The following is a 25871-nucleotide window of genomic DNA, read 5'->3' as shown; positions in this document are numbered from 1 at the left end:
TGGCCGCGCGCGCCGCGCCTGCCATGAGCGGCAGGATATGAGCATGCCGGATGACGTCTCGACCAGCGAAACGCAGCGCGCAGAAGAGCGCGCGGCGCTGGCCCGGGCCCGCGCGACCGCCATCGTGCTGGCCGGCACGATGTTCATGGTAGGCATCGACAGCACGACGCTCATCACTGCCCTGCCGCGCATGGGCGCCGATTTCGGCGTGCCGGCGACGACCCTGAGCACGACGATCACCATCTACATCCTCGTCTCCGCCGCGCTGCAGCCGCTGAGCCGCTGGATCGGCGAGCGCTTCGGCTCGCGCCGCGTGTTCCTCACCGCCATCGTCGGCTTCACGCTGTCCTCGGTCGGTGCCGGCTTCTCGCCCGACCTCACCCTGTTCCTCGCGGCGCGCGTCTCGCAGGCGGCCTTCGCCTCGCTGATGATTCCCGTTGGCAACATCGTGCAGCTCACCATCACGCCCCGCCATTATCTGGTGACGGCGATGACGATCAGCTCGACGCCCGCGCTGGTCGCGCCGGTGCTGGGGCCGCCGCTGGGCGGGTTCATCACCACCTTCGTGGACTGGCGCTGGATCTTCTTCCTCAACGTGCCGACCGGCCTGCTGGCGCTGGCCGCCGCGCTACGCTTCATCCCGCGCATCCCCGCCGCCGCGCGCACGCCTTTCGACCTGCGCGGCTTCGCGGTGACGGCAGGCTTCCTGTGCGCCTTCATCGGCGCGATGGACCGGTTCGGCCAGGGCGGCAACGGCCCCCGGATCGGCGCTGCGCTGCTGGTGGCGGCCACCGGGTTCGGCTTCCTTGCATGGCGCCATGCGCGAACCGCGCCGCACCCCATCGTGCCGCTCACGCCGCTGCGGCACCCCTGCTTCTTCGCCGCAACCATCGGCGCGGGCAATTTCGTGCGCATCCCTTTCATGGCTATGAGCTTCACCCTGCCCTTGATGCTACAGATCGGCCTTGCCCTCACGCCTTTCCAGGCGGGCATGCTGCTGCTGGCGCAGAATGCCGGTGACCTCGCGCTCAAGACGATCGCTTCGCGCGCGCTGCGCCGGCTGGGCTTTCGCACGGCGCTCGTCAGCGGCTCGATCAGCCTCGCGGTCTCCCTGCTGGTCTGCGCCGCGCTGCCGCCGGGCATGCCGTTCTGGCTGCTCTTCGCGATCATGATCGGCGTGGGGATGGCGCGCTCCATCCTCTTCACCGCCTTGATGCCGCTGCGCTTCGCCGACATGCCGCAAAGCGAGATCGGCGGCGCCACCGTGCTCGGCAGCCTCAGCAATTCGCTGGCACAGGCCGTCGCCATTTCCGGTGCGGCGGCGCTGCTCGGTCTCCTTGCCGGCCAGGCCGATGCGCCGAGCCTGCCTGACTTCCGGCTGGCGATCCTGATTCTCGCCGCCATGGCCGCCTGCGCGGCGCCACTGTTCGCGCGGCTCCCCCGGGACGCAGGCGCGGAGCTGACCGGGCGGGTGCGCCGGGGCCGGCCCGCGATCGGCGACCCGGAGCGCGGGGAGACCGCCTGAGCGCCGCGCGCTTGCGCCCGGGCGCCCCGGGGCATAGACTTGCCCTCAGGAAGCCGGAGAGGGCCCCTGACATGCAGGCGCAACCAAGCCAGGACGACCATAGCTGGAGTTCCAGCGGCCTTGCGCGCAGCGAGGCGATCCACCAGTGGCGCGACTGGGCCGCGAGCACCATCGCGCCCATCGACGTGACCGTGTTCGACACCGATCATTTCGCCGCGCAGTGGACCAGCCATGGCGTCGGCCAGCTCAGGCTGCTCCAGCTCCATGCCCCGGCGCAGCGCGTCGTCCATTGCGGGACGGACGGCAGCGCGGGGCGGGCAACGCCGTCCATCCAGCTCGTCTATGCCCGGCGCGGCGCGCTCGATACCAGCATGCAGGGCAAGCGCTTCACCGTGGCGCCGGGGCAGTTCGTGCTGCTCGACAATACCCGCTTCTACCAGATGGAGATGGACACCGCGCACGAGGCGATCGACCTCATGATGCCGCAGGGCTGGCTGGAGAAATATCTGCCGGACCCCGAGGCGCTGCTCGCCCGGCCGATCTCCGCCTGCGAAGGCTGGGGGGCGCCGCTCGGCAGCCTGCTGGAGACGATGGTCGCGGGCATCGACGAAAGCCCCCTCCCCCGCCCGCTCATCGCCGAGCAGGTCGGCGCGCTGCTGACGCTCGCCACCGGCTTCCACGAGCCTGCCCCGAGCCGCCATCGCGGCCAGCTCGCCCGGCAGATCCTGCGCCGCATCGAGACCGACCATGCCGACCCGGAACTCTCGCCGGACCGGATCGCCGGCGACCTCGGCATCTCGCGCCGCTACCTGCAGGCCTTGCTCGCCGGATCGGGCACCAGCTTCGTGCGCGAACTGAACGCAACCCGGCTCGACCGGGCCAGCAACCTGCTTGCCGATCCCCGGGCAGGCGGCCTCTCGCTCGGCGACATCGCGTTCCGCTGCGGTTTCCTCGACCCGGGCTATTTCACCCGGCTCTTCCGCAAGCGCTTCGGCATGACGCCCAAGGACTGGCGCGAACGCCACCGCGCGCAATAGCGCCGCGCCGCGCCTTCCCCCGGGCCGGGAAATCCATGCGGAAATGAAATGCGGTCAACAAGACTGCAGCGCTGCGTTTTTGTCCTGATGCGCTTGCGCGCAAATCCTTGGGGCGCGCAGCGCACATGGTTAGGTTCCTCAACGATCCCGCGGCGCTGCCGGTCGATCCCTCGCGGATTCGGCCGGCGGACGGCGCGGAAAAGAGCATATGAGAGGACTGCCATGAGCGAACCGACCAAGGGCTTCCCCCTGCCCAGCTCGCTGGAAATCGTGCCGGGCACCGAGGCAGCCCAGGCCGCCTATCCCTATTACTGCCAGTTCCATGACGGCGACGACGAGCGCTTCTGGTTCTACAACAGCATGCATTTCCCCGAGCCGATGCATCATTTCGACATGATCACGGCGGAAGCGGCCTATTGCGCGCTCGGCAGCTTCAACACCCGCGTGCATGTGCTGCCCACCACCAAGGGCATCGATCACCGCATCATCAACGGCCGGGTGTTCATCGGCGGCGTGGCCGTCACCGACCCCGCCGAGATCGAGGCGCGCGCGAAGGAATTCCAGCAGCGCGCCTTCTATTATTACGAGCACTGGGAAGACCTCTATGCCCAGTGGAAGGAGAAGATGAAGGCGCTGATCGCGGACGCGCAGGCGCTCTCCAAGCCGTCACTGCCCGACCTTGAACCCATCGAGACGACGCACACGGGCAAGGGCGTGGCGGCGAACCACGACCTCATCGACACATATCGGAAGACGCTCGAGGGCTATTTCCGCATGTGGCACCATCATTTCGAGTTCCTGCTGCTCGGCTATGGCGCCTATCTGACCTTCTTCGACTTCTGCAAGAAGGCCTTCCCGGAGATCAGCGATCAGGCGATCAGCCGCATGGTGGCGGGCATGGAAGCCGAGATCTTCAGGCCCGACGAGGAAGTGAAGCGCCTCGCCCGCCGCGCGGTGGAACTGGGCGTGGACGACAGGTTCCACGACGGCATGGTGATCGAGGACGTGCTCACGGCGCTCGACCAGCTCGGCGATAACGGCAAGGCCTGGCTGCGGGAGCTGGAGACGAGCCGCAACCCGTGGTTCAACGTGAATGTCGGCGACGGCTTCTACCATTATCACCGCTCATGGAACGATGACCTGTCCATGCCCTTCGCGGCGCTGCCGGGCTACATCGCCAAGGTGAAGGCCGGCGCCGCGATCGAGCGGCCGATGGAACGGCTGATCGAGGAGCGGCAGGCGCTCATCGCGGATTATCGCGACCTGCTCGACACCGACGAGGACCGGGCGACCTACGACCAGCTCATCACGCTCGCCCACCGCGTCTTCCCTTATGTGGAAGGCCACAAATTCTACTGCGAGCACTGGTACACCAATCTCTTCTTCAACAAGATCCGCGAGTTCGGCGCGCTGCTGCGGGACCATGGCTTCTGGGAGAAGGAAGAGGATGTCTTCAACCTCACCCATTATGAGCTGGAAAGCGCGATCATCGACCTGATGCTCGCCTGGTCCAGCGGCTCGGACCCGATCGGGCCGCGCGTCTGGCCGGCGAAGGTCGCCGAGCGCAAGGCCGCGATCAAGGCATGGGCGGGCCATGTGGTGCCGCCCGCGCTCGGCCAGGTGCCGGACGTGATCGACGATCCGGCGATCGTCATGCTCTGGGGCATCACGCGCGAGAGCCTCGACGTCTGGCTGTCCGACGGCGAGGGGGACAGCAACGAGCTCAAGGGCTTCGCGGCGTCGAGCGGCGTGGTGGAAGGCACCGCGCGAGTGGTCCGGTCCGTCGAGGAGATCAACCGGCTGCAGCAGGGCGACATCCTCGTCTGCCAGGTCACCAACCCGACCTGGGCGCCGATCTTCCAGAAGATAGCGGCGGCCGTCTCCGACATCGGCGGATCGATGAGCCACATGGCGATCGTGGCGCGCGAATATGGCCTGCCCGCAGTGGTCGGCACCGGCTCGGCCACCCAGAAGATCAAGGACGGGCAGCGCATCCGCGTGGATGGCGGGCGCGGCACCGTGACGATCCTGGAAGAAGAACGGGTTCTGGAGGACGCATGATGGCACTGCCCGGCCTTTCCACTCCCGCCCGGGCGGCGCGCGCATGACGGCCGCCGTCTCCTGGTTCCCCGACCTGTGGATCACCGATCGGCCCACCGTGGGCGGCAAGGGCGCCAGCCTTGGCGAGCTGACCCATGCCGGCATCGACGTGCCACCGGGCTTCGTGGTGACGACGCAGGCCTTCGAGCTGTTCCTCGATGCGCTCGAACGATCCTCCCCGGTGCGCGCGCTGGTGGAAACGCTCGACCCGAACGATCTCGACACGGTGTCGCGGATCTCGCGCAGTCTGCGCGTCCGCGTGGAGAACGAGCCGCTGCCCGCCATGGTGGAAACCGCAATCCTCGAGGCGCATGCCACGCTGGCGAAGGACAATCCCGCGCTCACCGTCGCCGTGCGATCCTCGGCGACCACCGAGGACGCGGAGGATGCAAGCTTCGCCGGCCTGCAGGACACGTTCCTGTGGGTGCCCGACGCGCAGGACGCCATCCACCGCGTGCGCGAATGCTGGGGCAGCCTCTATTCGGTGGAATCGATCTGCTATCGCCGCAAGCACGGCCTGCCCGAGGACGGCGTGGCGATGGCGGTGGTCGTGCAGACCATGGTCGACGCGCGGACGGCGGGCGTGATGTTCACGCGCTCGCCCACCACTGGCGACAAGTCGGTCATCACCATCGAGGGCGCCTGGGGCCTGGGGAGCGCGGTCGTATCCGGCGAAGTGACGCCCGATCGCTGGGTGATGGGCAAGATCACCGGCGAGATCAGCGTGCGCGACATCTCGGACAAGCATATCCGGCAAGTGCCCGCGGCGGGCGGCGGCATTGTCGACGAAGACGTGCCGGCAGAGCTGCGCAAGACGCCCTGCCTCTCCGACGAGGAGCTTCAGGCCCTGCGCGGCGTCGGCCGCCGGATCGAGAAACATTATGGCCGCGCGCAGGACATCGAGTGGGCCATCGACAAGAGCGGCGCGTTGCTGCTGCTGCAGAGCCGGCCGGAAACGGTCTGGTCGGCCAAGGAACAGAAGCCGGTGGCACCAGTGATCGACGACCCGCTCAAGCATGTCATGACGATTTTCGGGGGACGCAGATAAGATGAGCCTCACGGCAAAGGATGTCGAGGAGATCATGAAGCTCCTCGAAGGCTCGACGTTCGACCGGCTGAGCCTTGAAATGGACGGCATCAGGCTGGAGCTGGAGCGCGGCGGCGCGGGCGCGACGCGACCGGCGCGCGCAACCGGCGCCGCGCCCGCATCGCCTGCGGAAAGCGCGCCGGCACCAGCCCCCGCCCCGGCGGCGCCACCGCCCGCTGCCGCTCGCCCGGAGCGCGAGGCGGGACTGGTGGAAATCAACGCACCGCTGCTCGGCATCTTCTACCACGCCCCCAAGCCCGGCGAAGCGCCCTTCGTGGATGTCGGCAGCCGCGTCGACACGGAAACGGTGATCGGCATCATCGAGGTGATGAAGCTCATGAACTCCGTCTCCGCCGGGGTCAGCGGCGAAGTCGTCGAGATCATCGGCCGCAATGGCGAGCTGGTGGAGCATGGCGAAGTGCTGATGCTCGTGCGGCCGGACGCCTGAGGCGGAGATGCCTGTTCCTGATGGTAATCCGTTATTCCCGCGCAGGCGGGAATCCAGCTTCGGTCATGAGATCATTTCCTGCCACGGCGACTGGATCCCCGCGTTCGCGGGGATGACGGCGAACGTAGGGGGAGCCGGCTCATTCCAGAACCTCTCATGACCATCCGCCGGATCCTCATCGCCAATCGCGGCGAGATCGCGGTGCGCATCATCCGCACTGCCCACTCGCTGGGGCTGGAGACGGTTCTCGCCGTCTCCGAGGCCGATCGCGATTCGCTCGGCGCGCGGATGGCGACGCGCGCGCTGTGCATTGGCCCGGCGCGGCCCGGCGAGAGCTATCTGCGCGTCGAGACCATCGTGCAGGCCGCGCTCGGATCGGGCTGCGACGCGATCCATCCCGGCTATGGCTTCCTCTCCGAGCGGGCAGCGCTCGCCAGCCTGTGCGAAGCGGAAGGGGTGATCTTCATCGGCCCCACCGCCGCGCAGATCGAGGCGGTGGGCGACAAGCTGCGCGCCCGCGCCGAAGCGATCGCCGCCGATGTGCCGGTGGTGCCCGGCGGCCCGGTGGACAGCCTCGCCGAAGCGCAGGCGCTGGCGGCCGGGATCGGCGCGCCGCTGCTCATCAAGGCAGTGGGCGGCGGCGGCGGGCGCGGCATGAAGCTGGTCGAGGATCTGGACGATCTCGCCGCGACCATGGACATGGCATCGGCCGAGGCCGGCGCCGCCTTCGGCGATGCACGCGTCTATCTCGAACGTTATGTCTCCCAGGGCCGCCATGTCGAGGTGCAGGTACTGGGCGACGGCGCGGGCAAGGTGATCCATCTGGGCGAGCGCGACTGCTCGGTGCAGCGGCGCTATCAGAAGCTGGTGGAGGAAACGCCCGCGCCCCGCGTGCCGGACGCGGCGCGCGCGGCCATGCACGAGGCGGCGATGCGCTTCGCCGCGCGGCTTGACTATCGCGGCGCCGGCACCGTCGAGTTCCTCTACGACATGGCGCGCGAGCAATTCTACTTCCTCGAGATGAATGCCCGCATCCAGGTCGAGCATCCGGTCAGCGAGATGGTGACGGGCGTGGACCTGATCGCCGAGCAGATCGCCATTGCCGACGGGCAGGGCCTGCGCCTCGCGCAGGGCGACGTCGCCATCGACGGCGCCGCCATCGAATGCCGCATCAATGCCGAGGACCCGGCCCGCGACTTCATGCCCAGCCCCGGCACGGTCAGCCGGGCGCACTGGCCCGCCGGCGAGGGCATCCGCGTCGACACCCATATCGTGGACGGCGCGAAGATCCCGCCATTCTACGATTCGATGATCGCCAAGGTCATCGCCCACGGGCCGGACCGCGCCACCGCGCTGGCGCGGCTGCAGGCGGCGCTGCGTGAAACCCGCATCGAAGGCGTCTCGACGAACCTTCGCTTTCAGGCAGAGATACTGGCCGACCCCGATTTCGCGGCGGGCGGCGTCGATACCGGCTTCCTCGCCCGCCGCGCCGCCCGGCAGGCGGAGCGCACAGAGACCTGAACCATGGCAGACATCAAGCTCGTCGAAACGTCGCTGCGCGACGGCAACCAGTGTCTGTGGGGGGCGCTCGGCGTGGACACCGCCCGCACTCTCTCCATCGCGCCGGTGCTGGAACGCGTCGGCTTCAAAGCGATCGACTTCACCACGTCGACGCATATGGGCGTGGCGGTGCGCTACAAGCAGGAGGACCCGTGGGAGCGCATCCGGCTGATGAAGCAGGCCTGCCCCACCACGCCGCTGCAGTTCCTCTCCACCGGCTTCCGCTTCATTGCCTGGGAGACGGCGAGCCCGGACTTCATGGCGCTGGCCTTCGCCACGCTCATGAAGAACGGCATCGGCCGCTTCGCCCTCGCCGATCCGATGAACGATGCCGAGGCCAATGTGCAGGTGGCGCGGATGATCAAGCGCGACGGCGATGCCTATGTGGTCGGCGCGCTGGTCTTCACGCTGAGCCCCATTCATGACGATGCCCATTATGCGCAGGCCGCCGCGACGATGGCGGCCAGCCCGGATATCGACGCGCTCTACATCAAGGATCCGGGCGGGCTGCTCTCGCCCCAGCGCGCGCGGACGCTCATCCCCGCGATCCTCGCCGTGATCGGCGACAAGCCGCTGGAACTCCACGCCCATTGCACCATCGGCCTGGGCGAGCAGAGCTATTATGAGGCCGCCGGGCTCGGCGTGGAGGCACTGCAGGGCGCATCCGGCGGGCTGGGCGACGGCACATCCAATCCGCCGCTCGAGCGCGTGGTCGCCAATCTGCGCGCGCTCGGCCACAGCGTCGACATCGATGACGCGGCGCTGGCGGAGGCCGGGCGCTACTTCACCGATCTCGCGCAGGCCGAGGGACTGCCGACCGGTGCGCCCATGCCCTTCGATGCGGCCTATCTCCAGCACCAGTTGCCCGGCGGCATGGTCGGCACCATGCGGCGGCATCTGGCCGACCATCGCGTGCCGCATCTGGAAGGCGCCGTGGTGGAGGAGCTGGGCCGCGTGCGCGAGGAGCTGGGCTGGCCGATCGTGATGACGCCCTTCGCCCAGATGGTGATGACGCAGGCGGTGATGAACGTGACCGGGACAGAGCGCTACAGCGTGATCCCGGACGAAGTGATCCGCTATGCGATCGGCCGGTTCGGCCGCCCCAACCAGCCCATCGCCCCCAATGTGCTCGACCGGATCATGGCCCTGCCGCGCACGAAGGAACTCGCCGCCGAGCCCGGCATGGCCGACCTGCCGGACCTGCGCAAGCGCATCGGCACCCATCTGCCGGACGAGGAATTCCTGCTGCGCGCGACCATGCCCGCCGGGCAGGTGGACGCGATGCAGGCCGCCGGTCCCGCGCCGCGCCATTACGACCCGACACTCCGCCCGGCCATGGCGCTGATCCGCAAGCTGCTGGCCCGGACGGACATCGACCGGGTGAGCGTGGAGAAGGCCGGCTTCCGGCTGGAACTGGAAAGCCATGGCTGACTGACCGCCTCCCCCTTTACCAGGGAGAGGCTGGCTGCTGCCCGAAAAGGACCATCGCGATGACCGCCCCCTTCACCGAAACGCTGCGGCCCGCCCAGGGCATCATGTTCGACCTCGACGGCACGCTCATCCTGAGCGACCGCAATCTGGGCGGCTACAAGCTGCTGCCCGGCGCGGTGGAACTGCTGAGCGAGCTGGAGGCCAGCGGCTTCCCCTTCCTCGCGCTCACCAATGGCAGCGCCTATCCGGCCGCCCAGCAGGGGCCGCGCCTGCGCGCGCTGGGCCTGCCGATCCCCGATTCGCATCTCTTCACGCCGAACAGCGTGGCGGGCCATGTGTTCCGCGAGCGGGGCTTCGGGCGCGTGCTCGTGCTCGGCACGCAGGGCGTGGTCGACGCGCTGACCGGCGAGGGCATCGCCACCGTGCGGCCGGGCGAGGACGGCGCGACCAGCGCCGACGCCGTCTATGTCGCCTGGCATCCCGACTGCGCGATGCCGGACATCCATGCCGCCTGCGAGGCCGTGCTCGCGGGGGCGGCGCTGTTCTCCGCGTCCGACGTACCCTTCTTCGCGTCCCAGAGCGGCCGGGCCTTCGGCTATAGCTGCGCGATCGGCGGGGCCATCGCTCGCGTGACCGGCAAGGAGCCGGAACTCACTGGCAAGCCTTCGCTCCACGCGATGAACTTCGTCGCCGCGAGGCTCGGCGTGCCGATGGAAAGCATCGCAGTGATCGGCGATGATCCCAAGGTCGAGACGGAGATGGCCCGCGCCGGCGGCGCCATGGGCATCGGCGTCACCACCGGAACGACCAGCGCCCAGGAATGGGCCGCCCAGCCGCCCGAGCGCCGGCCGCACCGCATCATCGACGGGCTCGGCGAACTGCGGGCGCTCGGCCTGCTGGGCTGAGGCGGACGCCCGGGCGGACGGCCCGAGCGCATTCCCGCTGGCATAAGCCCGCGACTTGAGGGACCATGGCGCTCGCAAGAAAACGGGAGAGGCATGGCCATGATCTTCGACGATCCAGCCGTCCGCGCGGTCTTCGCGGACTATGAAGCACGCATCGCCGCCGAGCGGGCGCCCGGCAACGGCGCGCGCGCACGCGACGACCTGCTGCTGCCGGTCGGCCCGGAAGCGGCCGCGCTGCTCCACGCGCTGGTGCTGGGGCGCAGGCCCGCGCGCATCCTGGAGCTCGGCACCAGCTACGGCTATTCGACGCTTTTCCTCGCCGATGCCGCGCGCCGGACGGGCGCGCGCGTCATCTCCATGGATCTCGCCGCCTACAAGCAGGACCATGCCCGGGAGCAGCTGGAACGCGCCGGCCTCGCGGCCTTCGTGGATTTCCGCGCGGGGGATGCGGTAGCGATGATCGAGGCCGATCCGGGACCGTTCGATTTCGTGCTGCTGGATATCTGGAAGGATGCCTACCGGCCCTGCTTCGAGGCCCTCTACCCCAAGCTCGCCGAGGAAGCGCTGATCGCGGCGGACAACATGATCGAGCCGGCCTCCGCCCGCGCCTCCGTGTGGGACTATCGCGAGGCAGTCCGCGCCCGGAGCGACCTCCAGACGATGCTCCTCCCCATCGGCCAGGGCATCGAGCTCAGTGTCCGGTGGAGCCCGGGCAATCCCCGGCTCTGAAGAGCGGCGGGGACGGCCCGGGCGGTGGGAGCTCAGGAGAAATAGAGGCGCAGCGCCGTGCGGGAGATTTCCGCCCGCATCAGTGGATCGGGCACCCAGTCGCGGAAGCTCGCAAGCACCCGGCCGTACGTCACGCGCCGCTCATAGCCCACGAACGGCGCATCGCTGCCCCAGAGCAGCCGGTCCGGGCCCACGCGGCCAAGCAGCGACCCGGCGACGAGCTGCGCGATCGAATCGATGTCGCCATCCGGATCGGTGCGCCAGGCATCGGTGCCCGGCAGGCGGAACCCGCCCGACATCTTGACCCATGTATGGCCGCGATCGACCGCTTCCAGCATCGCGCGCTGCCCGTCGCAGCCCAGCGGATCGGCCGGATCGGGATGGCCGAAATGATCGACCACGATATTGACGCCCGTTTCGAGCAACGGTTCCAGCACGGCGCGCAGGCAAGGGCCCTCGATGGCGACATGGACATGCCAGCCAAGATCGCGCACGCGGCGGAACAGCATGCGATAGGCGTCGCCGCGCAGGTCCGGCAGCTGCTCCTGCCGTGCGAGCTGGAGGCGGATGCCCACGATCCCGTCGGCGTTCATCCTCTCCAGCGCGTAGAGATCGGTCTCCGGCGGGACGATGGCCGTGCCGCGCAACCGCCGGTACCGCCGCAGAGCCCGGATCATATAGTCATTGTAGAAGCCGGAAATGCTGAGGCCCGAAATGACGGCGAAATGCACGCCATGCGCGTCCATCAGCGCGAGCAGGTCCTCGGCTGTGAAGCCATAGTCGATCTGCGTCCATGCCTCGCTGCTGAGGGGCATGTCCTGCAGGAAGATATGGGCATGGCTATCGACGAAGGGCGCGTCCGATCCGCCATTGTCCGTGGTTCCGCGCTCGCCCATCCTGCCTCCCTTGACTCTGCCCATGTCTGGACGAAGCCGGGGACCGCCACTTGCACAGACTGGCAGGATCGCTTGACAGCACCGGCCTTCGACAAGGGTCCGCGGACCCTTGCCGCCCGGCCGGCCCCTGTCAGTCGCCCAGCGCCTGCACGACCAGCGGTGCCACGCGGCCGGTCACGGCGGTCACGCCCTGCGCATTGGGGTGAATGCCGTCCGCCAGCATCAGGGCCCGATCGCCGATCACGCCATCGAGGAAGAAGGGATAGAGCGGCACGTCGAACGCGCGCGCGAGATCCGGATAGATGGCGTTGAAGCGCGCGGCATAATCGCTGCCCATGTTGGGCGCGGCCAGCATGCCGGTCAGCATGGCGCGAATGCCCCGCGCCTTCAGGTCCGTGAGGATCGCTTCCAGATTGGCGCGCGTCTGCTCGGGATCGAGCCCGCGCAGCATGTCGTTCCCGCCGAGCCCGACGACCACGAGATCGGGCTTGCGCGGCAATCCATCCAGCACGAAGGCGAGGCGCCCGCGCCCGCCCGCGCTCGTATCGCCCGAGACGCCGGCATTGACCACGCGCGCAGCGATGCCCCGCGCGGCAAGATCACGCTCCAGCGCCGGGGCGAAGCCTTCCTCTCGCTCGAGCTGATAGCCCGCATAGAGGCTGTCGCCGAACACGACGACCAGCCTGGCATCCTCCACCGGCGCGCCCGCCGGTGCCGCGACGTTGCCCGCGGCCGCGGCGGCATTGGTGACCGGCGCGTCCTCGGGCGACGGCTGGGAAGGCGAACAGCCCACTGCCAAGTGGACAAGCAGAAAAGATACCCCATATTGTCGAAACTTAAAGGTCAAGGAGACCGTCCTTTCCATGCATGCCACCGCCGCGCCCACCACTATCGCGATCCGCGCGCGCGATGTCACCCTTTCCCTTGGCGCCACTGAAATCCTGAAAGGCATAGACCTCGACATCGTGAACGGGGAAAGCCTCGCCATCCTGGGCGCATCGGGATCGGGCAAGTCATCGCTGATGGCGGTGCTCTCCGGCCTCGAGCGCGCCAGCGGCGGCACGGTGAGCGTGGCCGGCACCGATTTCGGCGCGCTGGACGAGGACGCGCTTGCCCGCGCCCGGCGCGGCCGCATCGGCATCGTACTGCAATCCTTCCACCTCCTGCCGACGATGACGGCGCTGGAGAATGTCGCAGTGCCGCTGGAGCTGGCCGGGCATGACGACGCCTTCGGCCGAGCGGGCGAGGAACTGCACGCCGTGGGGCTCGGGCATCGGCTCGACCATTATCCCGCCCAGCTTTCCGGCGGCGAGCAGCAGCGCGTCGCCATTGCCCGCGCCATGGCGCCGGGCCCCGCCATCCTCTTCGCGGACGAACCGACCGGCAATCTCGATGCCGCCACCGGCGCCGCCGTAGTCGAGCTGCTGTTCGGCCGCCAGCAGGCGACGGGCGCGACCCTTCTCATCATCACTCATGATCCGGGGCTCGCGGCGCGCTGCGACCGCATTCTGGAAATGCGCGACGGGCGCGTGATCGCCGAGCGGCGCGCGTGACCGCGCTGCCCTGGCGCACTGCCTGGCGCATGGCGCGCCGGGACCTGAGCGGTGGCTTTCGCGGCCTGCGCCTCCTGTTCATCTGCCTGTTTCTCGGCGTGGCGACGCTGGCGGCGATCGGCAGCCTGACCGCCGCGATCACCGGCGAGATTGCCGAGCGCGGGCAAAGCATCCTGGGCGGCGACATCGAAGTGGAGATGAGCCAGCGCGAACTGGGCGAGACGGACAAGGCCGCCCTGCGCGCGCTCGGCACGCTGAGCGAGACCATCCGCATGCGCGCCATGGCCCGGCGCCTCGGCCCTGCCGCGCCCGGCGCGCCGGAGAGCGTGCTGACCGAACTCAAGGGCGTCGACGGGCGCTATCCGCTCTATGGCACATTGACGCTGGCAGCCGGACGCTATGCGCCGCTGCCGGCGGACCGCATCCTCATCGGCCCGGCGCTGGCCGAACGGCTGATCATCCGCACCGGGGACAGGCTGCGCTATGGGGATGCTGATTTCACCGTCGCCGGCATCATCGCGGACGAGCCGGACCGGGTGGGTGAAGGCTTCACGCTCGGGCCGGTCGCCATCGTCTCCATGGAGGGATTGCGGCGCACTGGCCTCATCCAGCCGGGCAGTCTCTTCCAGAGCAAATATCGCATCCGCCTGCCCGAAGGCGCAGATGCCGCCGCGCTGCGCAAGGAACTTGAGCAGCGCTACGCCTCCGAAGGCTGGGAATATAAGGACCGCGACCGCGCGGCGCCGGGCACCAACCGCTTCATCGATCGCATGGGCCAGTTCCTTTCGCTGATCGGCCTCACCGCGCTCATCATCGCCGGCATCGGCGTGAGCAACGGCGTGGCGTCCTATCTCGCGCTGCGGCGCGGCAGCCTCGCGACGCTCAAGGTGCTGGGCGCCACCTCGGCGGATATCGAGCGCATCTATCTGCTCCAGATCGGCGCCGTCGCGACGGTGGCGATCCTGCTGGGGCTGGGCGTCGGCGCGCTGGTGCCGCCGCTGGTGGTGGCGCTGGCGGGCGACGTGCTGCCGGTGCAGCCGGGCTTCCGGCTTCATCCGCTGCCGCTGGTCACCAGCGCGGCCTATGGCATGCTGGTCGCACTGATCTTCACCCTGCCCCCGCTTGCTCGCGCGCGCACCGAGCCGGTCGCCGCGATCCTGCGCGCGCTGGTCGATCCGCCGCGCACGCGGGACAGGCGCACCCTGCTGCTGGTCGGCGGTGCGCTGGCGGCGCTCGTCGCCATCGCGCTCGGCACCGCGCGCGAGCCGCTCTTTTCCGCGGCGGTGCTGGGGGCGACGGCCGCCGTGCTCCTGCTCCTGCTGCTGCTTGGCCAGGCCATCAGCCGGATTGCCCGGCGCCTGCGCCGCCCGCGCAGGCCGCTGCTGCGACTGGCCGTCGCCAATCTCTATCGTCCGGGCGCGCAGACATCGGCGCTGGTCGTCGCGCTCGGCCTCGCGCTCACCCTGTTCGTCACGCTTGCCGGCATCCAGACCAGCCTCGACGCGGAAATCGAGCGCACCGTACCGCGCAAGGCGCCCAATCTCTTCGTGCTCGACCTGCCCTCGACCGGCGAGGCCGATTTCCGCAGGATCGTCGCTGAACGGGCGTCGGACGCCACGCTCAACATCGTGCCCTCGCTGCGCGGAACCGTGGTGGCTTATGGTGGTCAGCGCGTCGCGGACCTGGAGACCCGGCCGGACGGCGCCTGGATCCTGCGCGGCGAGCGCGGCGTGACGTACAGCGCCACCCTTCCGGAAGGCAGCGAGCTGGTGGAAGGCCAATGGTGGCCCGCCGATTATGCCGGGCCGCCGCTGCTTTCGCTCGACGAGGAGCAGGCGCGCGCGCTCGGCGTGGGCGTCGGCGACACGATGGTCGTGAGCGTGCTCGGCCGCGAGATCGAGGCGCGCATCGCCTCGCTGCGGCGCATCAACTGGGACACGATGGGGTTCAATTACGTCCTCGTCTTCTCGCCCAGCGGCCTCGCATCCGCGCCGCACAGCCTCACCGCGACGATCACCATGCCGCCCGGACGGGAAAATGCGATGACGCAGGCGCTTTTGGGCGCCTTTCCCGGCGTCTCCGTGATCGCGGTGGGCGAGATGATCGAACAGATCAGCGGCATCCTCGACCAGATGGCGAGCGCCATCCTGACGGCGGCGTCGATCACCATCCTCGCCGGAATCGCGGTGCTGGTCGGCGCCATCGCCGCCTCGCGCCAGAGCCGCAGCTATGACAGCGTGATCCTCAAGATGCTGGGCGCCACGCGCGGTCAGGTGCTGGGTGCGCAGGCGCTCGAATATGGCCTGCTCGCGGCGATGCTGGCCGGCGTCTCGCTGCTGCTCGGCATGGGCGCGGCCTGGTTCGTGATCGTGCAGGTCTTCGAATTCGGCTGGGCGCCCGATTGGGGCGTGGTGCTGCTGACGCTGGGCGGCGGCGCCCTGCTCACGCTCGGCATTGGGCTCGCCGGCTCGGTGCCCCTGATGTCGGTCCGGCCGGCAAGCGCGCTGAGGCAGCTGTAGGGGCCCAGATTGCGGGGCCGGATTCGCGGCCTTTGAGGGAGCCGGAGGCGCGCTTTTTCAGTCCTTTTCGTTCGTCGTCCCGGACTGGATCGGGAGTGATATAGATGACAAAGCAGACTGATCCTGCTATGTCGGCGCCCGACAGGCCGGCGCTAGCTTATGGAGTTCATCCAGCTTTCTTAGGCGGGAGGATGGGCGATGAAAATTCCCGCGAGTTTCAAAGTTGCCCGCTCCACTTCGCCCGTGAGAGCGACCATTATGGGAATGATAGGCCTCCCGTCAAAGGGTTGGCCCTCACCAAAGCATATCTGGAAGGTGGGTTGTTTATCGCTTTCATATTTTCCGGCACGGAAACGGCCGTTTTGTGCAGTGTATTGAGCCCTACTGCCGTGATAGCGCTGGATAAGAGTCGTTCCCTGCATCATTACAATTTGAGTGCTGGGGAAATTTGCATCCACAGCGCCTCCAAAAAGTACGCTGAACTCAAGCGTTGTCATAGTCCCGCTCGAACCGACCGGAATGATGAGCTTGTGTTTGTCTGTGATATCGAGAGCGTGAAGGCCGTGGAACCACTCACTTCCGCCTGGGTAAGGCTCCATAGCCTCAATTTCAGCGACGACCTCTTTTCCGGCAAGCTCTGTCTCTCTATTCGTCATGGTGGATACAAGGCTGTCCTTCTTCCACGCGAAAGGGAACTGCACGCCCTCAGGGCGCTTGGCGCGACTTCCGATCATGGAGAACATCAAAATATCGAGAGCGCTCCGAAGGTTGTGGACAGCGTCACCGAGACACAGCGAAATTTCATCAGGGAAGGGCATTTGCTGTTCGATGGAATGGGCCTTCTCCAAGGTTTTTGCATTCCCAACGATGACGAGACGAAAAGGATTTTTTGCGAGGTAGGAATCGATGCAGCTAGCAAGCTGGTTGACGTGATGCTTTGCCCGATCGATCTTGAGTAGTGACGGTTTAACTATTTCATCGAAGCGGGAAGCCATGACACACACCGATCAACAGCAAGAAGATGACGTGCTGCGCCGGATGCTCAGCACGCCACCTAAGCCGCATAAACCGGCGAAAGAGTCGAGTCCGAAAGACACCGATAAAGACCAGAAGAAAGCTAACGCCGCTTCTTCCGATCCGTCACAAAGCCAAATGTAAGTTGTGGCGGACCAATCTTCTTAGGCGGCGATTTGATCAGACCGCCGATAAGTCAGGCGGCGACCGGTGATGCCCTTGAGCGCATTCTGGCAACGCTCGAAATCAGTTTCTTTCCGCGTATTATAACGGAAATCGAACTCGACACAGTAGCGATGCAGATGCTCCGCACTCAGGTGATAATAGGTTCCTGTGATCCCGCGCTTGAGGATTGAGAAATAGCCTTCAACTGTGTTCGTGTGGGCTTTGCCGCGAACATATTCATCCTTGCCGTGGTTCACGACTTCATGCGTAAAATCGCGGTTCATGTGGCGATATTGACCGGCATCATCGGTGTAGAGCGTCGTCGCCTTGTCCACTTGTGAAACGAGGATCGGGCGAAGGTTTGCAGCGGTGACGCTCTGGACATGGGTTGAGCGAACCTTGCCGTCGCGCTCCACCAGCGTGAAGACAGTTTCCTTGCCCCAGCTACCGCCAAGGCGCTTGATCGCGCGCTTGGACTTATGGCGGTTCTTTTCCTTGCCGCCGATGAAGGTTTCATCCGCTTCTACAGTCTTGCCTTCGCCACCAAGCGGCGGCTCGCCGTCAACGGGCTTCATGGCCTCGCGAATACGGTGGGACATGAACCAAGCTGTTTTCTGCGTCACGCCAAGCATGCGAGCGAGCTGGTGGCCCGACATGCCGCGCTTGGATGAGCAAAGCAGGAAGGTCGCCAGCACCCACTTGTGCAGAGCGATCTTGCTGCTCTCAAACACAGTGCCGACGGTCACCGAATATTGCTGGCGGCAATCGTTACACTGGATCACGCCAGCGCGGATTGCGCCTTCCGGATTAGCTTTCGTGGGACGGCCACGCTGTGCCGGGAGCCGCTTCGCATTGAACGAACCGCAATGCGGGCAGAACGGTCCTTCCGGCCAGCGCAGAGCCTCAAGGTGCTCGCGGGCTGCATTCTCGTCGGTGAAGCGGGGCGCGGTGATATCCATGCATTCTGACTACTCTGTCAGCGCTGCTTTGTCAAGTATATCATTCCCGACTGGATCCGGGATCCCGCTTCCTTGACGTTCGCCGGGTCCAGCCGGTTCGAGGAACAGGAAGAAGCGGGATCCCGGAGCAAGTCCGGGAGGACGTCGTGAATGACGAGATAGGGCGCGCCGCCCGGGCGCACGGGAAGAACAAGGCCGGCAACCGCTTGGCGGCGTGCCGGCCCGGCGGCTCAGGCCACGGACTCGGCGGGTGTCGGCTCGATCCTGTTCGCGGCTTCCAGACCCCCGGCGAGCGCAGCTTCCCGCTGGTCCGGGCCCAGTGCCGCGCCTTCGGCCAGCACGAGCTCGGGCGCCGTGATGCCCATGAAGCCCAGGATCGCGCGCAGATAGGTCTCGGCATGCTCCATGGAAGCGGCCGGTCCTTCCGAATAGAAGCCGCCGCGCGACAAGGCGAGGATGACGCGCTTGTCGCCCGCCAGGCCGACCGGGCCCTGCTCGGTATAGCGGAACGTCTTGCCGGCAATGGCGATATGATCCAGCCAGGCCTTGAGCTGGCTCGAAATCGTGAAATTATACATGGGCACACCGATCACCACGACATCGGCCGCGAGAAATTCCTCCAGCACCGCCTGCGCCTCCGGCGTGGCGAAGCCGGGCAGCGTCATGTGCGGCAGGGGATGCTCGGCGAGGTCGCGATACGTGACCGTGACATCGGGATGGAGAGCCCGCAGGCGGGAAACGACAGCGGCCGACATCGCGCGGCTGAGGGACGCATCCCCCTGGATGCTGGAATCGATGTGAAGCAGATTCATGAAGAGAGCCCTTTCGTGGCGTTGACTGACCGGTATCGCTTTGCAACGAACTAGGAACGCCCCGGGGCAGGGACAAGAACGCATATTTTTGAGGTATAGTCACATGAAGATGACCGTCTCCCGCCACGACGCCGGCGAATGCATGCGGATCACGCAGCTGCTCGGCCGGCTCGGCGACCGCTGGACACTGCCGGTGGTGGTGGCGCTGAGCGAGGAGTCCTTGCGGTTCAACCAGATCCGCCGCGTCGTGGACGGCATCTCGCAGCAGATGCTCACCCGCACCCTGCGCGCGCTGCAGCGGGACGGGATGGTCACCCGCACGGTGCACCCCACCGTGCCTCCGCAGGTCGAATATGCGCTGACCGCCATGGGCCACTCGCTGGCGAAGGAAGGCGAGCGGCTCGGCCAGTGGGTGCTCGCGCATCTGGCGGAGATAGACGGGCACCGCGCCCGCTACGACGAGGAGACCGACGCCGCCTGACCGCGGTCCCCTCAGATGTGCGGCGCTGCCGCCTCCGGCGCATCGGGCTGGCGGTCCGGATGCGCCGCCGCCACGCGGGGATCGCCCGCGGCATTCTCGGCCGCTTCGATGAGCGCGGGAAAGCTCTCCAGCGCCACGCCGAACCGCCGCGCCGCATAGAGCTGCGGCACGAGGCAGCAATCGACCAGCGAGAGCCGCGACCCGAACGCGAAGCCCCGGCCATGCTGGCGGATCATGGCTTCAAGGGCAGTGAAGCCGGTGCCGACCCAGTGCGCGATCCAGCGCTGGCGGGCAGGTTCGTCGGCGCCCAGCGCATCGCCGAGCCAGCCGAGCACCCGGGCATTGTGGAGAGGGTGGATATCGCAGGCGATCGCCGCCGCCATCGCGCGGACCATGGCGCGATCGGCGGCCCCCTCGGGCAACAGCGGCGGATCGGGGCAGGTCTCGTCCAGATATTCGATGATGGCGAGGCTCTGCGTCAGCAGGCCGCCGTCCGTCACCAGCGCGGGCACAAGCCCCTGCAGATTGAGCGCGAGATAATCCGGTGCGCGCTGCGCGCCCGTCCGCAGGTCATGGGCTACCTGCTCATAGGCCAGACCCTTGATGTTGAGCGCGATGCGCACGCGGTAGCTTGCGCCGGAGCGCCAATAGTCATGCAGGATCAGCGGGCCCGGCGCGGTCATGGCGCGGGCGCGATCCGGCCGCGGCATTCGCCAAAGCCGATCCGCGCGAAGCCCGGCGCCTGCGCGAAGGCGGTCATGATGAGTTCGTCGCCATCCTCCAGGAAGGTGCGCTGCTCGCCACCAGGAAGAGCGATCGGCTGCCGGCCGCCCTCGCTCAGCTCCAGCAGGCTTCCCCGGCTCTCGGCCGACTCGCCCGACAAGGTGCCGGTGCCCAGCAGATCGCCCGTGCGCAGATTGCAGCCGTTCGAGCTGTGATGCGCGACGAGCTGCGCGATCGTCCAGTACATCGCGGTCATCGATCCACGGCTGAGCCGGTGCGGCGGCAGCCCCGCCACGCGCATCGCCGCGGTGAGGATGTGGACCTCCATCGTGACACCGAACGCGCCGGCAGCCTGATCGGCCTCGTCCAGCAGATAGGGCAGCGGCGCGGGATCGCCCTCGGGCCGGGACGGCTGGGCCGTGCGGAACGGCGCCAGCGCATCCATGGTCACAATCCACGGCGAGACCGACGTATGGAAATTCTTGGCGAGGAAGGGCCCGAGCGGCTGATATTCCCATGCCTGGACATCGCGCGCGGACCAGTCGTTGAGGATCGACAGGCCGGCGACATGGCCGCTCGCCCCGCCGATCGGGATGGGCTGCCCCGGCGCGTTGCCGCTGCCGATCCAGACCGCCATTTCCATCTCATAATCGAGACGCCGGCACGGGCCGAACATAGGTATGTCCGCATCCGGCGCCTTCACCTGCCCGCGCGGCCGCAGCACATCGCCGCCCGAGACCCGCACGGAGGACGCGCGGCCATGATAGCCGATCGGCACGAACTTGTAATTGGGCAGCAGCGGCGCATCCGGCCGGAACAGCTTGCCCACATTCACGGCATGGTGAATGCCGCTGTAGAAATCCGTATATTCGCTGACGGCGACCGGCAGATGCAGCGTGCAGTCGCTTGCCGGGTGCAGCACCGCCTGCGCCGCCGCTTCGCACGCCGAATCGGTCAGCAGCGCGAAGAGGCCGTGGCGCAGCGCTCGCAGCGCCTCGCCGCCAGCGGAAAGCAGGGCATTGAGCGTCCCCTGCCCGCCGAGCGCGGCGGCGGTCGCCGCCTGCCCTTCCAGCAAGGGCGCGACAGCCGCGAGATCAAGAATATGGTCGCCGATGGCAACTCCGCCCCGCGCGGCCCCGCCCGGTGAGGAGAAGACGCCCAGCGGCAGGTTCTGCACCGGGAAGTCGGGATGCGCCTGCGCGCCCGGCACCCAGCAGCGGGCCGCCGGATCATGCGTCACATCGGTGATGCTCATGAGTCCGCGGGCTCCTTGTGCAGCCACTCGGCATGGCGCGGCGCCTTCTTGGTGCGCGACCACTCTTCCAGCATCAGCGGCGCGACGCGGGCAAGCTCCTCATATTGCGCCGGGGTGCCGATGTTGCAGGCCAGCTCCAGCCGGTGGCCGTTGGGATCGAAGAAATAGATCGAGCGGAACACGCCGTGCCAGGTGGGACCAAGCACCTTGATGCCCTGCGCTTCCAGATGCGCCTTGGCGGCGAGCAGCGCATCCATGTCCGGCACTTCGAAAGCGAGATGCTGCACCCAGGCGGGCGTATGCTCGTCCCGCCCCATCTCCGGCTGATTGGGCAGTTCGAAGAAGGCCAGCACATTGCCGCCCCCGCAATCGAGGAAGACGTGCATATAGGGATCATAGTCACCCGTGGAGGGCACATGATCCTCGGCGAAAGCGGTGGTGAAGCGCATGCCCATCACGCGCTCATACCATTCCACCGTCTCCTTCGCGTCCCGGCAGCGATAGGCGACATGATGGATGCGGCTCAGGGTGACGGGATGAGTCATGCGCCGGCCTTCTCGTCCGCCGTCAGCACGCCCTTGCGCATCTGCTCGCGCTCCATGGACTTGAAGAGCGCGGTGAAATTGCCTTCGCCAAAGCCCTCGTCGCGCTTGCGCTGGATGAACTCGAAGAAGACCGGGCCCACCATCGTCTGCGAGAAGATCTGGAGCAGCAGGCGCGGGTCACCGTCCTCGGTGGATCCGTCGAGGAGGATGCCCCGGCTGGCCAGCGCCTCGACCGGCTCGCCATGGCCGGGCAGGCGCTCCTCCAGCATCTCGTAATAAGCGTCGGGCGGCGGCGTCATGAACGGGACGCCCAGCGCATGGAGCCTGTCCCAGGTGGCGGTGAGATCGTCGCACAGGAACGCGATATGCTGGATACCCTCGCCATTATAGGCGCGCAGGAACTCCTCGATCTGGCCGCCGCCGGCCTTGCCTTCCTCGTTGAGCGGAATGCGGATCAGGCCGTCCGGCGCGGTCATCGCCTTGGACGTGAGGCCGGTATATTCGCCCTTGATGTCGAAATAGCGGATCTCCCGGAAATTGAAGATGCGCTCATACTGCGCGGCCCAGTGCGCCATGCGCCCCGCATAGACATTGTGCGTGAGATGATCGATCAGCTTCAGCCCGGCACCCTCCGGATGGCGGTCGACGCCCGGCAGATAATCGAAATCGATGTCGTAGATGGACAGCGCATCGCCATAGCGATCGACGAGATAGACGACCGCGCCGCCGATACCGCGAATGGCCGGCAGGCGCAGCTCCATCGGCCCCGTCCTGATCTCGACCGCCTCGGCACCGCGCGCCATCACTTCATCCCAGGCCTTGTGCGCGTCGCGCACGCGGAAGGCCATGCCGCAGACGGACGGGCCATGCTCCGCCGCGAAAAAAGCGGCGGGCGAGCCGGGCTCGTAGTTGGCAATGAGATTGATGTCGCCCTGCCGCCAGAGATCGACATCCTTGGAGCGGTGGCGCGCGACATGCGTGAAGCCGAGCGCCTGGAACACGGGCTCCAGCACGCCGCGCTCCGGCGCGCAGAACTCCACGAACTCGAACCCGTCGAGCCCGACGGGATTGGGAAATGACTGAAACATCCGGGCATCCTCTCCGACTGTGCGGAATATTGTGTCAATTGATACTATTTTGCCCTTCCGAAGAGATGGTGTCAAATGATACTTCCTGCCGCATGACGCAGCGCACTCTCAGGCTGGACGATTTCCTGCCCTATCGCCTCTCCATCACCTCCAACCTGGTGAGCGACGTGATCGCACGGGCCTATGGCGCGCTGTTCGCGCTGACCGTGCCGGAATGGCGCCTCATCGCGGTGATGGCGGAAAACGACGGGATCACGCAGCAGCAGCTTTGCCTGCGCACGCGCATGGACAAGGTCACGGTCAGCCGGGCCGCGATCGCGCTGGCCGGACGCGGCCTGATCCGCCGCGAGGCACATCCGCAGGACGGCCGCTCCCAGCTGCTGACGCTGAGCGAGGAAGGCGCCGAGCTCTACCGCAATGTCGCCCCCAAGGCGCTGGAGCTGGAAGCCCGCATCTTCGGCCAGCTCGACCCCGCCGACCTCACGCTGCTGCGCGACATGCTCGACCGCATTTCCCGCGCGGCGGAACGGCTGGTGGATTAGGCGGAGCGGATAGGTTCCGGCTTGGCAGGGAGACGATATCGGGTCGCCTTGATAGCCAGCGCCATGGCTGAAATGTTGTGGAGACCGGGCATGCGATCAGTGTTCAAATGCTTCCTTCATCCGGTCTCGGTCATAATCGAGCAACCACTCATCGAACTGTTCGTAAAGTCTGGCAATGGTCGCTTTGGTCAGTGCAGTAATATCCATGCCCCGATCATCATATGCGTCGACGGAGAGGCCTCGTCCCAGATCGACGAGTTTCGATTTGACCGGGGCGCGCGGTGCAACACCTAAGTCCTGCGCGACTTGATTCCAGAGTAGGATGTCAGCCTGATCCCAGCTTAGCTTTACCGCCCTATGGATCCAGGGTTCTGCTTCATCGTCGTCCTCTTCCCCGGGCCTACAGTAGCCAGCCCACGTTGCCACCGCATCGTCGGTTGGCACGCCCAGTTCTCTCAGGTGATCGAAGCCTGTCCCGCTCATCCATCCGTGGCGCTCCGCACCCAATCCTTTTTTTGGATCAGGATATGCCGCGATAACGGCAATCGGCTCTTCGGTTGAGAGTGCGGCGCGGGCCAGACTGCGGGCACGATCGTAGCTGGTCGTGAACATCGTCACGCAAGCTCCACCCTCGTTCAGCCCAAACCTGAGCCGAAAAGGCGAGCACCATAGATTTCGCTCCCAATTTGGCCCTAGGATCAACGTCATGTTGTGCCTACTATTATTGGGGCTCAATGACCGCAATGTCGTCCTGTCTGGACAGACCGCTCTTGGAGCGAAAACGTCGGATAGTCGCCGTTCCGCAAAGCCAATAAATTCATACAAGCCGCCTGAACCGAGCCTACTTCAGTGCGCAGGCCGCCTTCATGAAGAGCGGACAAGAGCGCCCGACGCGCTCACACCTCCAGCAGTGCATAAGGGCGGCCGAACTTCTCGGACACCACCCATTGCGCGCAATTATACACGGGGATGCCGCGCAGGGTCTCGCCGGCATAGGTGCCGCGATGCGCATGGCCGTGGACGACCATCTTCACATTCTCGAAGCGGTCGATGGCATCGGCGAGGCGCGAAGAGCCGAGGAAAGGGAAGATTTCCAGCGGTTCGCCTTCCACGGTGGCCGCGACCGGCGCATAATGCAGCACGGCGACGGTCCGCTCGGTGCGCAGCGAGCGCAGGCTGTTCTCGAGCTTGCGCGCCTCGTTGATCGATTCATCGACGAACGTCTTGATCGCCGTCTCCCCGAAAGCGCCGAGTTCGCCGCGACCGAAACCGCCGACGAAGCCCTTCACCCCGGCAAAGCCGACGCCTTCGATCTCGACCGCTTGTTCGTCGAGGATGCGGACCCCGGCCTGCTGGAGGATGCGAGCGACTTCCTCGGGCTGGCCGCACTCATAATCATGATTGCCCAGCACGCCGACGATGGGGACCGAGCAGCCGGAGAGATCCTCGGCCAGCCGCTCGGCCTCGCTCGTCTTGCCGAAATTGGTGAGATCGCCGCACAGCGCGAGAATGTCGGCATTGCGGGAGATTTCCTCGAACATGTCACGGTAGCGCCGATCGTCCTGCTCCGTGACGTGGAGATCGCCGATGGCGGCGACGCGGACCCGATCGGGCCGCTCGGCTTCGGGCCCGGTGTGGTCGGACAGCTCCGGATCAGAGGTGGCGTTCATGCTTTTCGTCCATTCCCTTGCCGACGAGATCGGCGAAGCCCCATTCGCTGATGTCGACCAGATAGTCGCGGGGCGAGAACAGGCGGCCCCGGCATATGCGGACCTTCGCCGCCGGAAGCTCCGCCTGGGCGTGAATGCGCTCCAGCAGGGTATCGAACAGCCAGCGCGGAATGAGGTGGCGCTCGGTGGGGTAGATGAAGCGGAAATTGAGGATGTGGATGAACAGCACTTCCCAATGCAGCTCCATGAGCGACAGGAGGCGCTGCCAGTCGATCTGGTCATGCTTCTTGAGGATGGTGTGCGCGACGTCCGCGCCGTCGTAGCGATAGCGATCCTGGATGAAGACTTTCGAGACGATGAACTCGGTCGGCGGCGTCACGCGGACGGTCGTCCCATAGACGTCCGCCGTGTTCGCCTCGACGAACCATGCGTCGGTGATCGGGATGGACGCGGACGACATGTTGAAGATGACGTCGAAGAAATTGTCCCCGGACCAGACTTTCGCGATCCAGCGCTCATCCTCGACCGTGACGTCGTACCCGCTCTCCTTGAACCGGGCGAGCAGCCGGGGCGCGTCCCCGGGCTTGCAGAAGATATCGATGTCCTTGGTCGGCCGCACGACGCCGGTATGGCAAGTGAGCGCATAGGTCCCCGAGAGGAGGTAGGGGATGTCCCACTCGTTCAGCAGCTTCAGGCTGTCAGCATAAAAGGCGGCCGCTTCCGGCGGGGGATCGAAGCTGGGCGGGTCCTGCGACCCGGGAATATCGAGCATGAAATGGGGTCCAGACTTTGGAGAAGGCCCTGAAGAAACGGCGGGGCGGGCGGCG

General features: G+C 66.8%; 26 protein-coding genes. 14 read left to right on the top strand and 12 right to left on the bottom strand.

All coding sequences use genetic code 11. The features are described 5' to 3' along the window. The first annotated feature begins 37 nt into the window (after positions 1–37). The 9 genes from SLG_RS03220 to SLG_RS03180 all read left to right on the top strand — a co-directional run bounded on the left by SLG_RS03220 (position 38) and on the right by SLG_RS03180 (position 10822). Positions 38–1525 carry an MFS transporter gene (locus SLG_RS03220; RefSeq protein WP_014074982.1) on the top strand — a complete coding sequence of 496 codons (1488 nt, stop codon included), beginning with the start codon at positions 38–40 and terminating at the stop codon, positions 1523–1525. 71 nt (positions 1526–1596) lie between these two features. Next, entirely contained in the window at positions 1597–2562 is a 966-nt protein-coding gene (locus tag SLG_RS03215) for a helix-turn-helix domain-containing protein (RefSeq protein ID WP_014074981.1), read from the top strand. A 222-nt stretch (positions 2563–2784) separates the two neighbouring features. After that, positions 2785–4623, top strand: coding sequence for a PEP-utilizing enzyme (locus SLG_RS03210; RefSeq protein ID WP_014074980.1), 1839 nt, complete (start codon positions 2785–2787; stop codon positions 4621–4623). Positions 4624–4666: 43 nt separating this feature from the next. Further along, positions 4667–5710: a PEP/pyruvate-binding domain-containing protein gene (locus SLG_RS03205; protein WP_014074979.1), complete on the top strand. Its 1044-nt coding sequence runs from the start codon at positions 4667–4669 to the stop codon at positions 5708–5710. Position 5711: 1 nt separating this feature from the next. Continuing rightward, a complete protein-coding gene (accB, locus tag SLG_RS03200) occupies positions 5712–6197 on the top strand; it encodes an acetyl-CoA carboxylase biotin carboxyl carrier protein (protein WP_014074978.1) in 486 nt (161 codons plus the stop codon). 156 nt (positions 6198–6353) lie between these two features. Next, positions 6354–7718: an acetyl-CoA carboxylase biotin carboxylase subunit gene (locus SLG_RS03195; protein ID WP_014074977.1), complete on the top strand. Its 1365-nt coding sequence runs from the start codon at positions 6354–6356 to the stop codon at positions 7716–7718. Positions 7719–7721: 3 nt separating this feature from the next. After that, positions 7722–9188, top strand: a complete 1467-nt coding sequence (locus tag SLG_RS03190) for a biotin carboxyl carrier protein (RefSeq protein WP_014074976.1) — start codon at positions 7722–7724, stop codon at positions 9186–9188. Positions 9189–9247: 59 nt separating this feature from the next. Continuing rightward, complete coding sequence (locus SLG_RS03185; RefSeq protein WP_014074975.1) at positions 9248–10093, top strand: HAD-IIA family hydrolase; 846 nt, start codon at positions 9248–9250, stop codon at positions 10091–10093. A 93-nt stretch (positions 10094–10186) separates the two neighbouring features. Beyond that, positions 10187–10822, top strand: a complete 636-nt coding sequence (locus SLG_RS03180; RefSeq protein ID WP_014074974.1) for an O-methyltransferase — start codon at positions 10187–10189, stop codon at positions 10820–10822. Positions 10823–10854: 32 nt separating this feature from the next. Here SLG_RS03180 and SLG_RS03175 read toward each other — a convergent pair whose 3' ends face one another. Continuing rightward, on the bottom strand, positions 10855–11718 hold the full coding sequence (locus SLG_RS03175; RefSeq protein ID WP_014074973.1) for an amidohydrolase family protein: 864 nt from the start codon (positions 11716–11718) through the stop codon (positions 10855–10857). Between the two features lie 130 nt (positions 11719–11848). Further along, on the bottom strand, positions 11849–12583 hold the full coding sequence (locus SLG_RS03170; RefSeq protein WP_041392492.1) for an arylesterase: 735 nt from the start codon (positions 12581–12583) through the stop codon (positions 11849–11851). Between SLG_RS03170 and SLG_RS03165 the strand changes: the two genes are divergently transcribed. Both SLG_RS03165 and SLG_RS03160 read left to right on the top strand, forming a co-directional pair. Continuing rightward, positions 12582–13271, top strand: coding sequence for an ABC transporter ATP-binding protein (locus SLG_RS03165; RefSeq protein ID WP_014074971.1), 690 nt, complete (start codon positions 12582–12584; stop codon positions 13269–13271). The genes SLG_RS03170 and SLG_RS03165 overlap by 2 nt on opposite strands. Beyond that, the gene (locus SLG_RS03160) at positions 13268–15790 is read left to right on the top strand and encodes an ABC transporter permease (protein ID WP_014074970.1); all 2523 of its coding nucleotides are present in this window, start codon (positions 13268–13270) and stop codon (positions 15788–15790) included. Before SLG_RS03165 ends, SLG_RS03160 begins: the two co-directional genes overlap by 4 nt. A 179-nt stretch (positions 15791–15969) precedes the next feature. Here the strand turns inward: SLG_RS03160 and SLG_RS03155 are convergent, their stop codons facing one another. Further along, on the bottom strand, positions 15970–16785 hold the full coding sequence (locus SLG_RS03155; RefSeq protein ID WP_148276472.1) for a hypothetical protein: 816 nt from the start codon (positions 16783–16785) through the stop codon (positions 15970–15972). Here SLG_RS03155 and SLG_RS21600 point away from each other — a divergent pair. Next, positions 16784–16948 carry a hypothetical protein gene (locus SLG_RS21600; RefSeq protein ID WP_158512667.1) on the top strand — a complete coding sequence of 55 codons (165 nt, stop codon included), beginning with the start codon at positions 16784–16786 and terminating at the stop codon, positions 16946–16948. The genes SLG_RS03155 and SLG_RS21600 overlap by 2 nt on opposite strands. A gap of 20 nt (positions 16949–16968) precedes the next feature. Here the strand turns inward: SLG_RS21600 and SLG_RS03150 are convergent, their stop codons facing one another. Continuing rightward, positions 16969–17928 carry an IS1595 family transposase gene (locus tag SLG_RS03150; RefSeq protein ID WP_014074969.1) on the bottom strand — a complete coding sequence of 320 codons (960 nt, stop codon included), beginning with the start codon at positions 17926–17928 and terminating at the stop codon, positions 16969–16971. A 230-nt stretch (positions 17929–18158) separates the two neighbouring features. Continuing rightward, positions 18159–18740, bottom strand: coding sequence for an FMN-dependent NADH-azoreductase (locus SLG_RS03145; RefSeq protein WP_014074967.1), 582 nt, complete (start codon positions 18738–18740; stop codon positions 18159–18161). 103 nt (positions 18741–18843) lie between these two features. Here SLG_RS03145 and SLG_RS03140 point away from each other — a divergent pair, with 103 nt between their 5' ends. Continuing rightward, positions 18844–19221, top strand: a complete 378-nt coding sequence (locus tag SLG_RS03140; protein WP_014074966.1) for a winged helix-turn-helix transcriptional regulator — start codon at positions 18844–18846, stop codon at positions 19219–19221. 11 nt (positions 19222–19232) lie between these two features. Here SLG_RS03140 and maiA read toward each other — a convergent pair whose 3' ends face one another. Genes maiA through hppD form a run of 4 tightly spaced genes read right to left on the bottom strand, consistent with a single transcriptional unit; the run spans position 19233 to position 22832 of the window. Next, positions 19233–19904: a maleylacetoacetate isomerase gene (gene maiA, locus SLG_RS03135; RefSeq protein WP_014074965.1), complete on the bottom strand. Its 672-nt coding sequence runs from the start codon at positions 19902–19904 to the stop codon at positions 19233–19235. After that, the gene (gene fahA, locus SLG_RS03130; RefSeq protein WP_014074964.1) at positions 19901–21199 is read right to left on the bottom strand and encodes a fumarylacetoacetase; all 1299 of its coding nucleotides are present in this window, start codon (positions 21197–21199) and stop codon (positions 19901–19903) included. The genes maiA and fahA overlap by 4 nt, the downstream gene beginning before the upstream one ends. After that, on the bottom strand, positions 21196–21744 hold the full coding sequence (locus SLG_RS03125) for a VOC family protein (protein ID WP_014074963.1): 549 nt from the start codon (positions 21742–21744) through the stop codon (positions 21196–21198). The genes fahA and SLG_RS03125 overlap by 4 nt, the downstream gene beginning before the upstream one ends. After that, positions 21741–22832, bottom strand: coding sequence for a 4-hydroxyphenylpyruvate dioxygenase (gene hppD, locus SLG_RS03120; RefSeq protein WP_014074962.1), 1092 nt, complete (start codon positions 22830–22832; stop codon positions 21741–21743). Before hppD ends, SLG_RS03125 begins: the two co-directional genes overlap by 4 nt. A gap of 92 nt (positions 22833–22924) precedes the next feature. Between hppD and SLG_RS03115 the strand changes: the two genes are divergently transcribed. Further along, on the top strand, positions 22925–23374 hold the full coding sequence (locus SLG_RS03115; RefSeq protein WP_041391695.1) for a MarR family winged helix-turn-helix transcriptional regulator: 450 nt from the start codon (positions 22925–22927) through the stop codon (positions 23372–23374). Positions 23375–23470: 96 nt separating this feature from the next. Here the strand turns inward: SLG_RS03115 and SLG_RS03110 are convergent, their stop codons facing one another. The 3 genes from SLG_RS03110 to SLG_RS03100 all read right to left on the bottom strand — a co-directional run bounded on the left by SLG_RS03110 (position 23471) and on the right by SLG_RS03100 (position 25816). After that, the gene (locus tag SLG_RS03110; RefSeq protein ID WP_083853297.1) at positions 23471–24082 is read right to left on the bottom strand and encodes a DUF3885 domain-containing protein; all 612 of its coding nucleotides are present in this window, start codon (positions 24080–24082) and stop codon (positions 23471–23473) included. 188 nt (positions 24083–24270) lie between these two features. After that, on the bottom strand, positions 24271–25044 hold the full coding sequence (locus SLG_RS03105; RefSeq protein ID WP_014074960.1) for a metallophosphoesterase family protein: 774 nt from the start codon (positions 25042–25044) through the stop codon (positions 24271–24273). After that, complete coding sequence (locus tag SLG_RS03100) at positions 25028–25816, bottom strand: nucleotidyltransferase family protein (protein ID WP_014074959.1); 789 nt, start codon at positions 25814–25816, stop codon at positions 25028–25030. The genes SLG_RS03105 and SLG_RS03100 overlap by 17 nt, the downstream gene beginning before the upstream one ends. Between the last annotated feature and the right edge of the window lie 55 nt (positions 25817–25871).

Origin of the sequence: Sphingobium sp. SYK-6 (assembly GCF_000283515.1) — a bacterium.
Lineage (GTDB): Bacteria > Pseudomonadota > Alphaproteobacteria > Sphingomonadales > Sphingomonadaceae > Sphingobium > Sphingobium lignivorans.
Note: the sequence above shows the minus strand (reverse complement) of the source record. Positions and strands in the feature narration are given on the sequence as shown.

Coding starts and splice junctions, on each gene's coding strand:
- SLG_RS03170 (WP_041392492.1), bottom strand. CDS start 12,583: ATGGAAAGGACGGTCTCCTTGACCTTTAAGTTTCGACAATATGGGGTA.
- SLG_RS03150 (WP_014074969.1), bottom strand. CDS start 17,928: ATGGATATCACCGCGCCCCGCTTCACCGACGAGAATGCAGCCCGCGAG.
- SLG_RS03205 (WP_014074979.1), top strand. CDS start 4,667: ATGACGGCCGCCGTCTCCTGGTTCCCCGACCTGTGGATCACCGATCGG.
- SLG_RS03145 (WP_014074967.1), bottom strand. CDS start 18,740: ATGAATCTGCTTCACATCGATTCCAGCATCCAGGGGGATGCGTCCCTC.
- SLG_RS03195 (WP_014074977.1), top strand. CDS start 6,354: ATGACCATCCGCCGGATCCTCATCGCCAATCGCGGCGAGATCGCGGTG.
- SLG_RS03105 (WP_014074960.1), bottom strand. CDS start 25,044: ATGAACGCCACCTCTGATCCGGAGCTGTCCGACCACACCGGGCCCGAA.
- SLG_RS03185 (WP_014074975.1), top strand. CDS start 9,248: ATGACCGCCCCCTTCACCGAAACGCTGCGGCCCGCCCAGGGCATCATG.
- SLG_RS03175 (WP_014074973.1), bottom strand. CDS start 11,718: ATGGGCGAGCGCGGAACCACGGACAATGGCGGATCGGACGCGCCCTTC.
- maiA (WP_014074965.1), bottom strand. CDS start 19,904: ATGACCGCGCCGGGCCCGCTGATCCTGCATGACTATTGGCGCTCCGGC.
- SLG_RS03210 (WP_014074980.1), top strand. CDS start 2,785: ATGAGCGAACCGACCAAGGGCTTCCCCCTGCCCAGCTCGCTGGAAATC.
- SLG_RS03215 (WP_014074981.1), top strand. CDS start 1,597: ATGCAGGCGCAACCAAGCCAGGACGACCATAGCTGGAGTTCCAGCGGC.
- SLG_RS03115 (WP_041391695.1), top strand. CDS start 22,925: ATGACGCAGCGCACTCTCAGGCTGGACGATTTCCTGCCCTATCGCCTC.
- SLG_RS03180 (WP_014074974.1), top strand. CDS start 10,187: ATGGCCATGATCTTCGACGATCCAGCCGTCCGCGCGGTCTTCGCGGAC.
- SLG_RS03190 (WP_014074976.1), top strand. CDS start 7,722: ATGGCAGACATCAAGCTCGTCGAAACGTCGCTGCGCGACGGCAACCAG.
- SLG_RS03110 (WP_083853297.1), bottom strand. CDS start 24,082: ATGACGTTGATCCTAGGGCCAAATTGGGAGCGAAATCTATGGTGCTCG.
- SLG_RS03155 (WP_148276472.1), bottom strand. CDS start 16,785: ATGGCTTCCCGCTTCGATGAAATAGTTAAACCGTCACTACTCAAGATC.
- hppD (WP_014074962.1), bottom strand. CDS start 22,832: ATGTTTCAGTCATTTCCCAATCCCGTCGGGCTCGACGGGTTCGAGTTC.
- SLG_RS03165 (WP_014074971.1), top strand. CDS start 12,582: ATGCATGCCACCGCCGCGCCCACCACTATCGCGATCCGCGCGCGCGAT.
- SLG_RS03100 (WP_014074959.1), bottom strand. CDS start 25,816: ATGCTCGATATTCCCGGGTCGCAGGACCCGCCCAGCTTCGATCCCCCG.
- SLG_RS03140 (WP_014074966.1), top strand. CDS start 18,844: ATGAAGATGACCGTCTCCCGCCACGACGCCGGCGAATGCATGCGGATC.
- SLG_RS21600 (WP_158512667.1), top strand. CDS start 16,784: ATGACACACACCGATCAACAGCAAGAAGATGACGTGCTGCGCCGGATG.
- SLG_RS03220 (WP_014074982.1), top strand. CDS start 38: ATGAGCATGCCGGATGACGTCTCGACCAGCGAAACGCAGCGCGCAGAA.
- SLG_RS03125 (WP_014074963.1), bottom strand. CDS start 21,744: ATGACTCATCCCGTCACCCTGAGCCGCATCCATCATGTCGCCTATCGC.
- accB (WP_014074978.1), top strand. CDS start 5,712: ATGAGCCTCACGGCAAAGGATGTCGAGGAGATCATGAAGCTCCTCGAA.
- fahA (WP_014074964.1), bottom strand. CDS start 21,199: ATGAGCATCACCGATGTGACGCATGATCCGGCGGCCCGCTGCTGGGTG.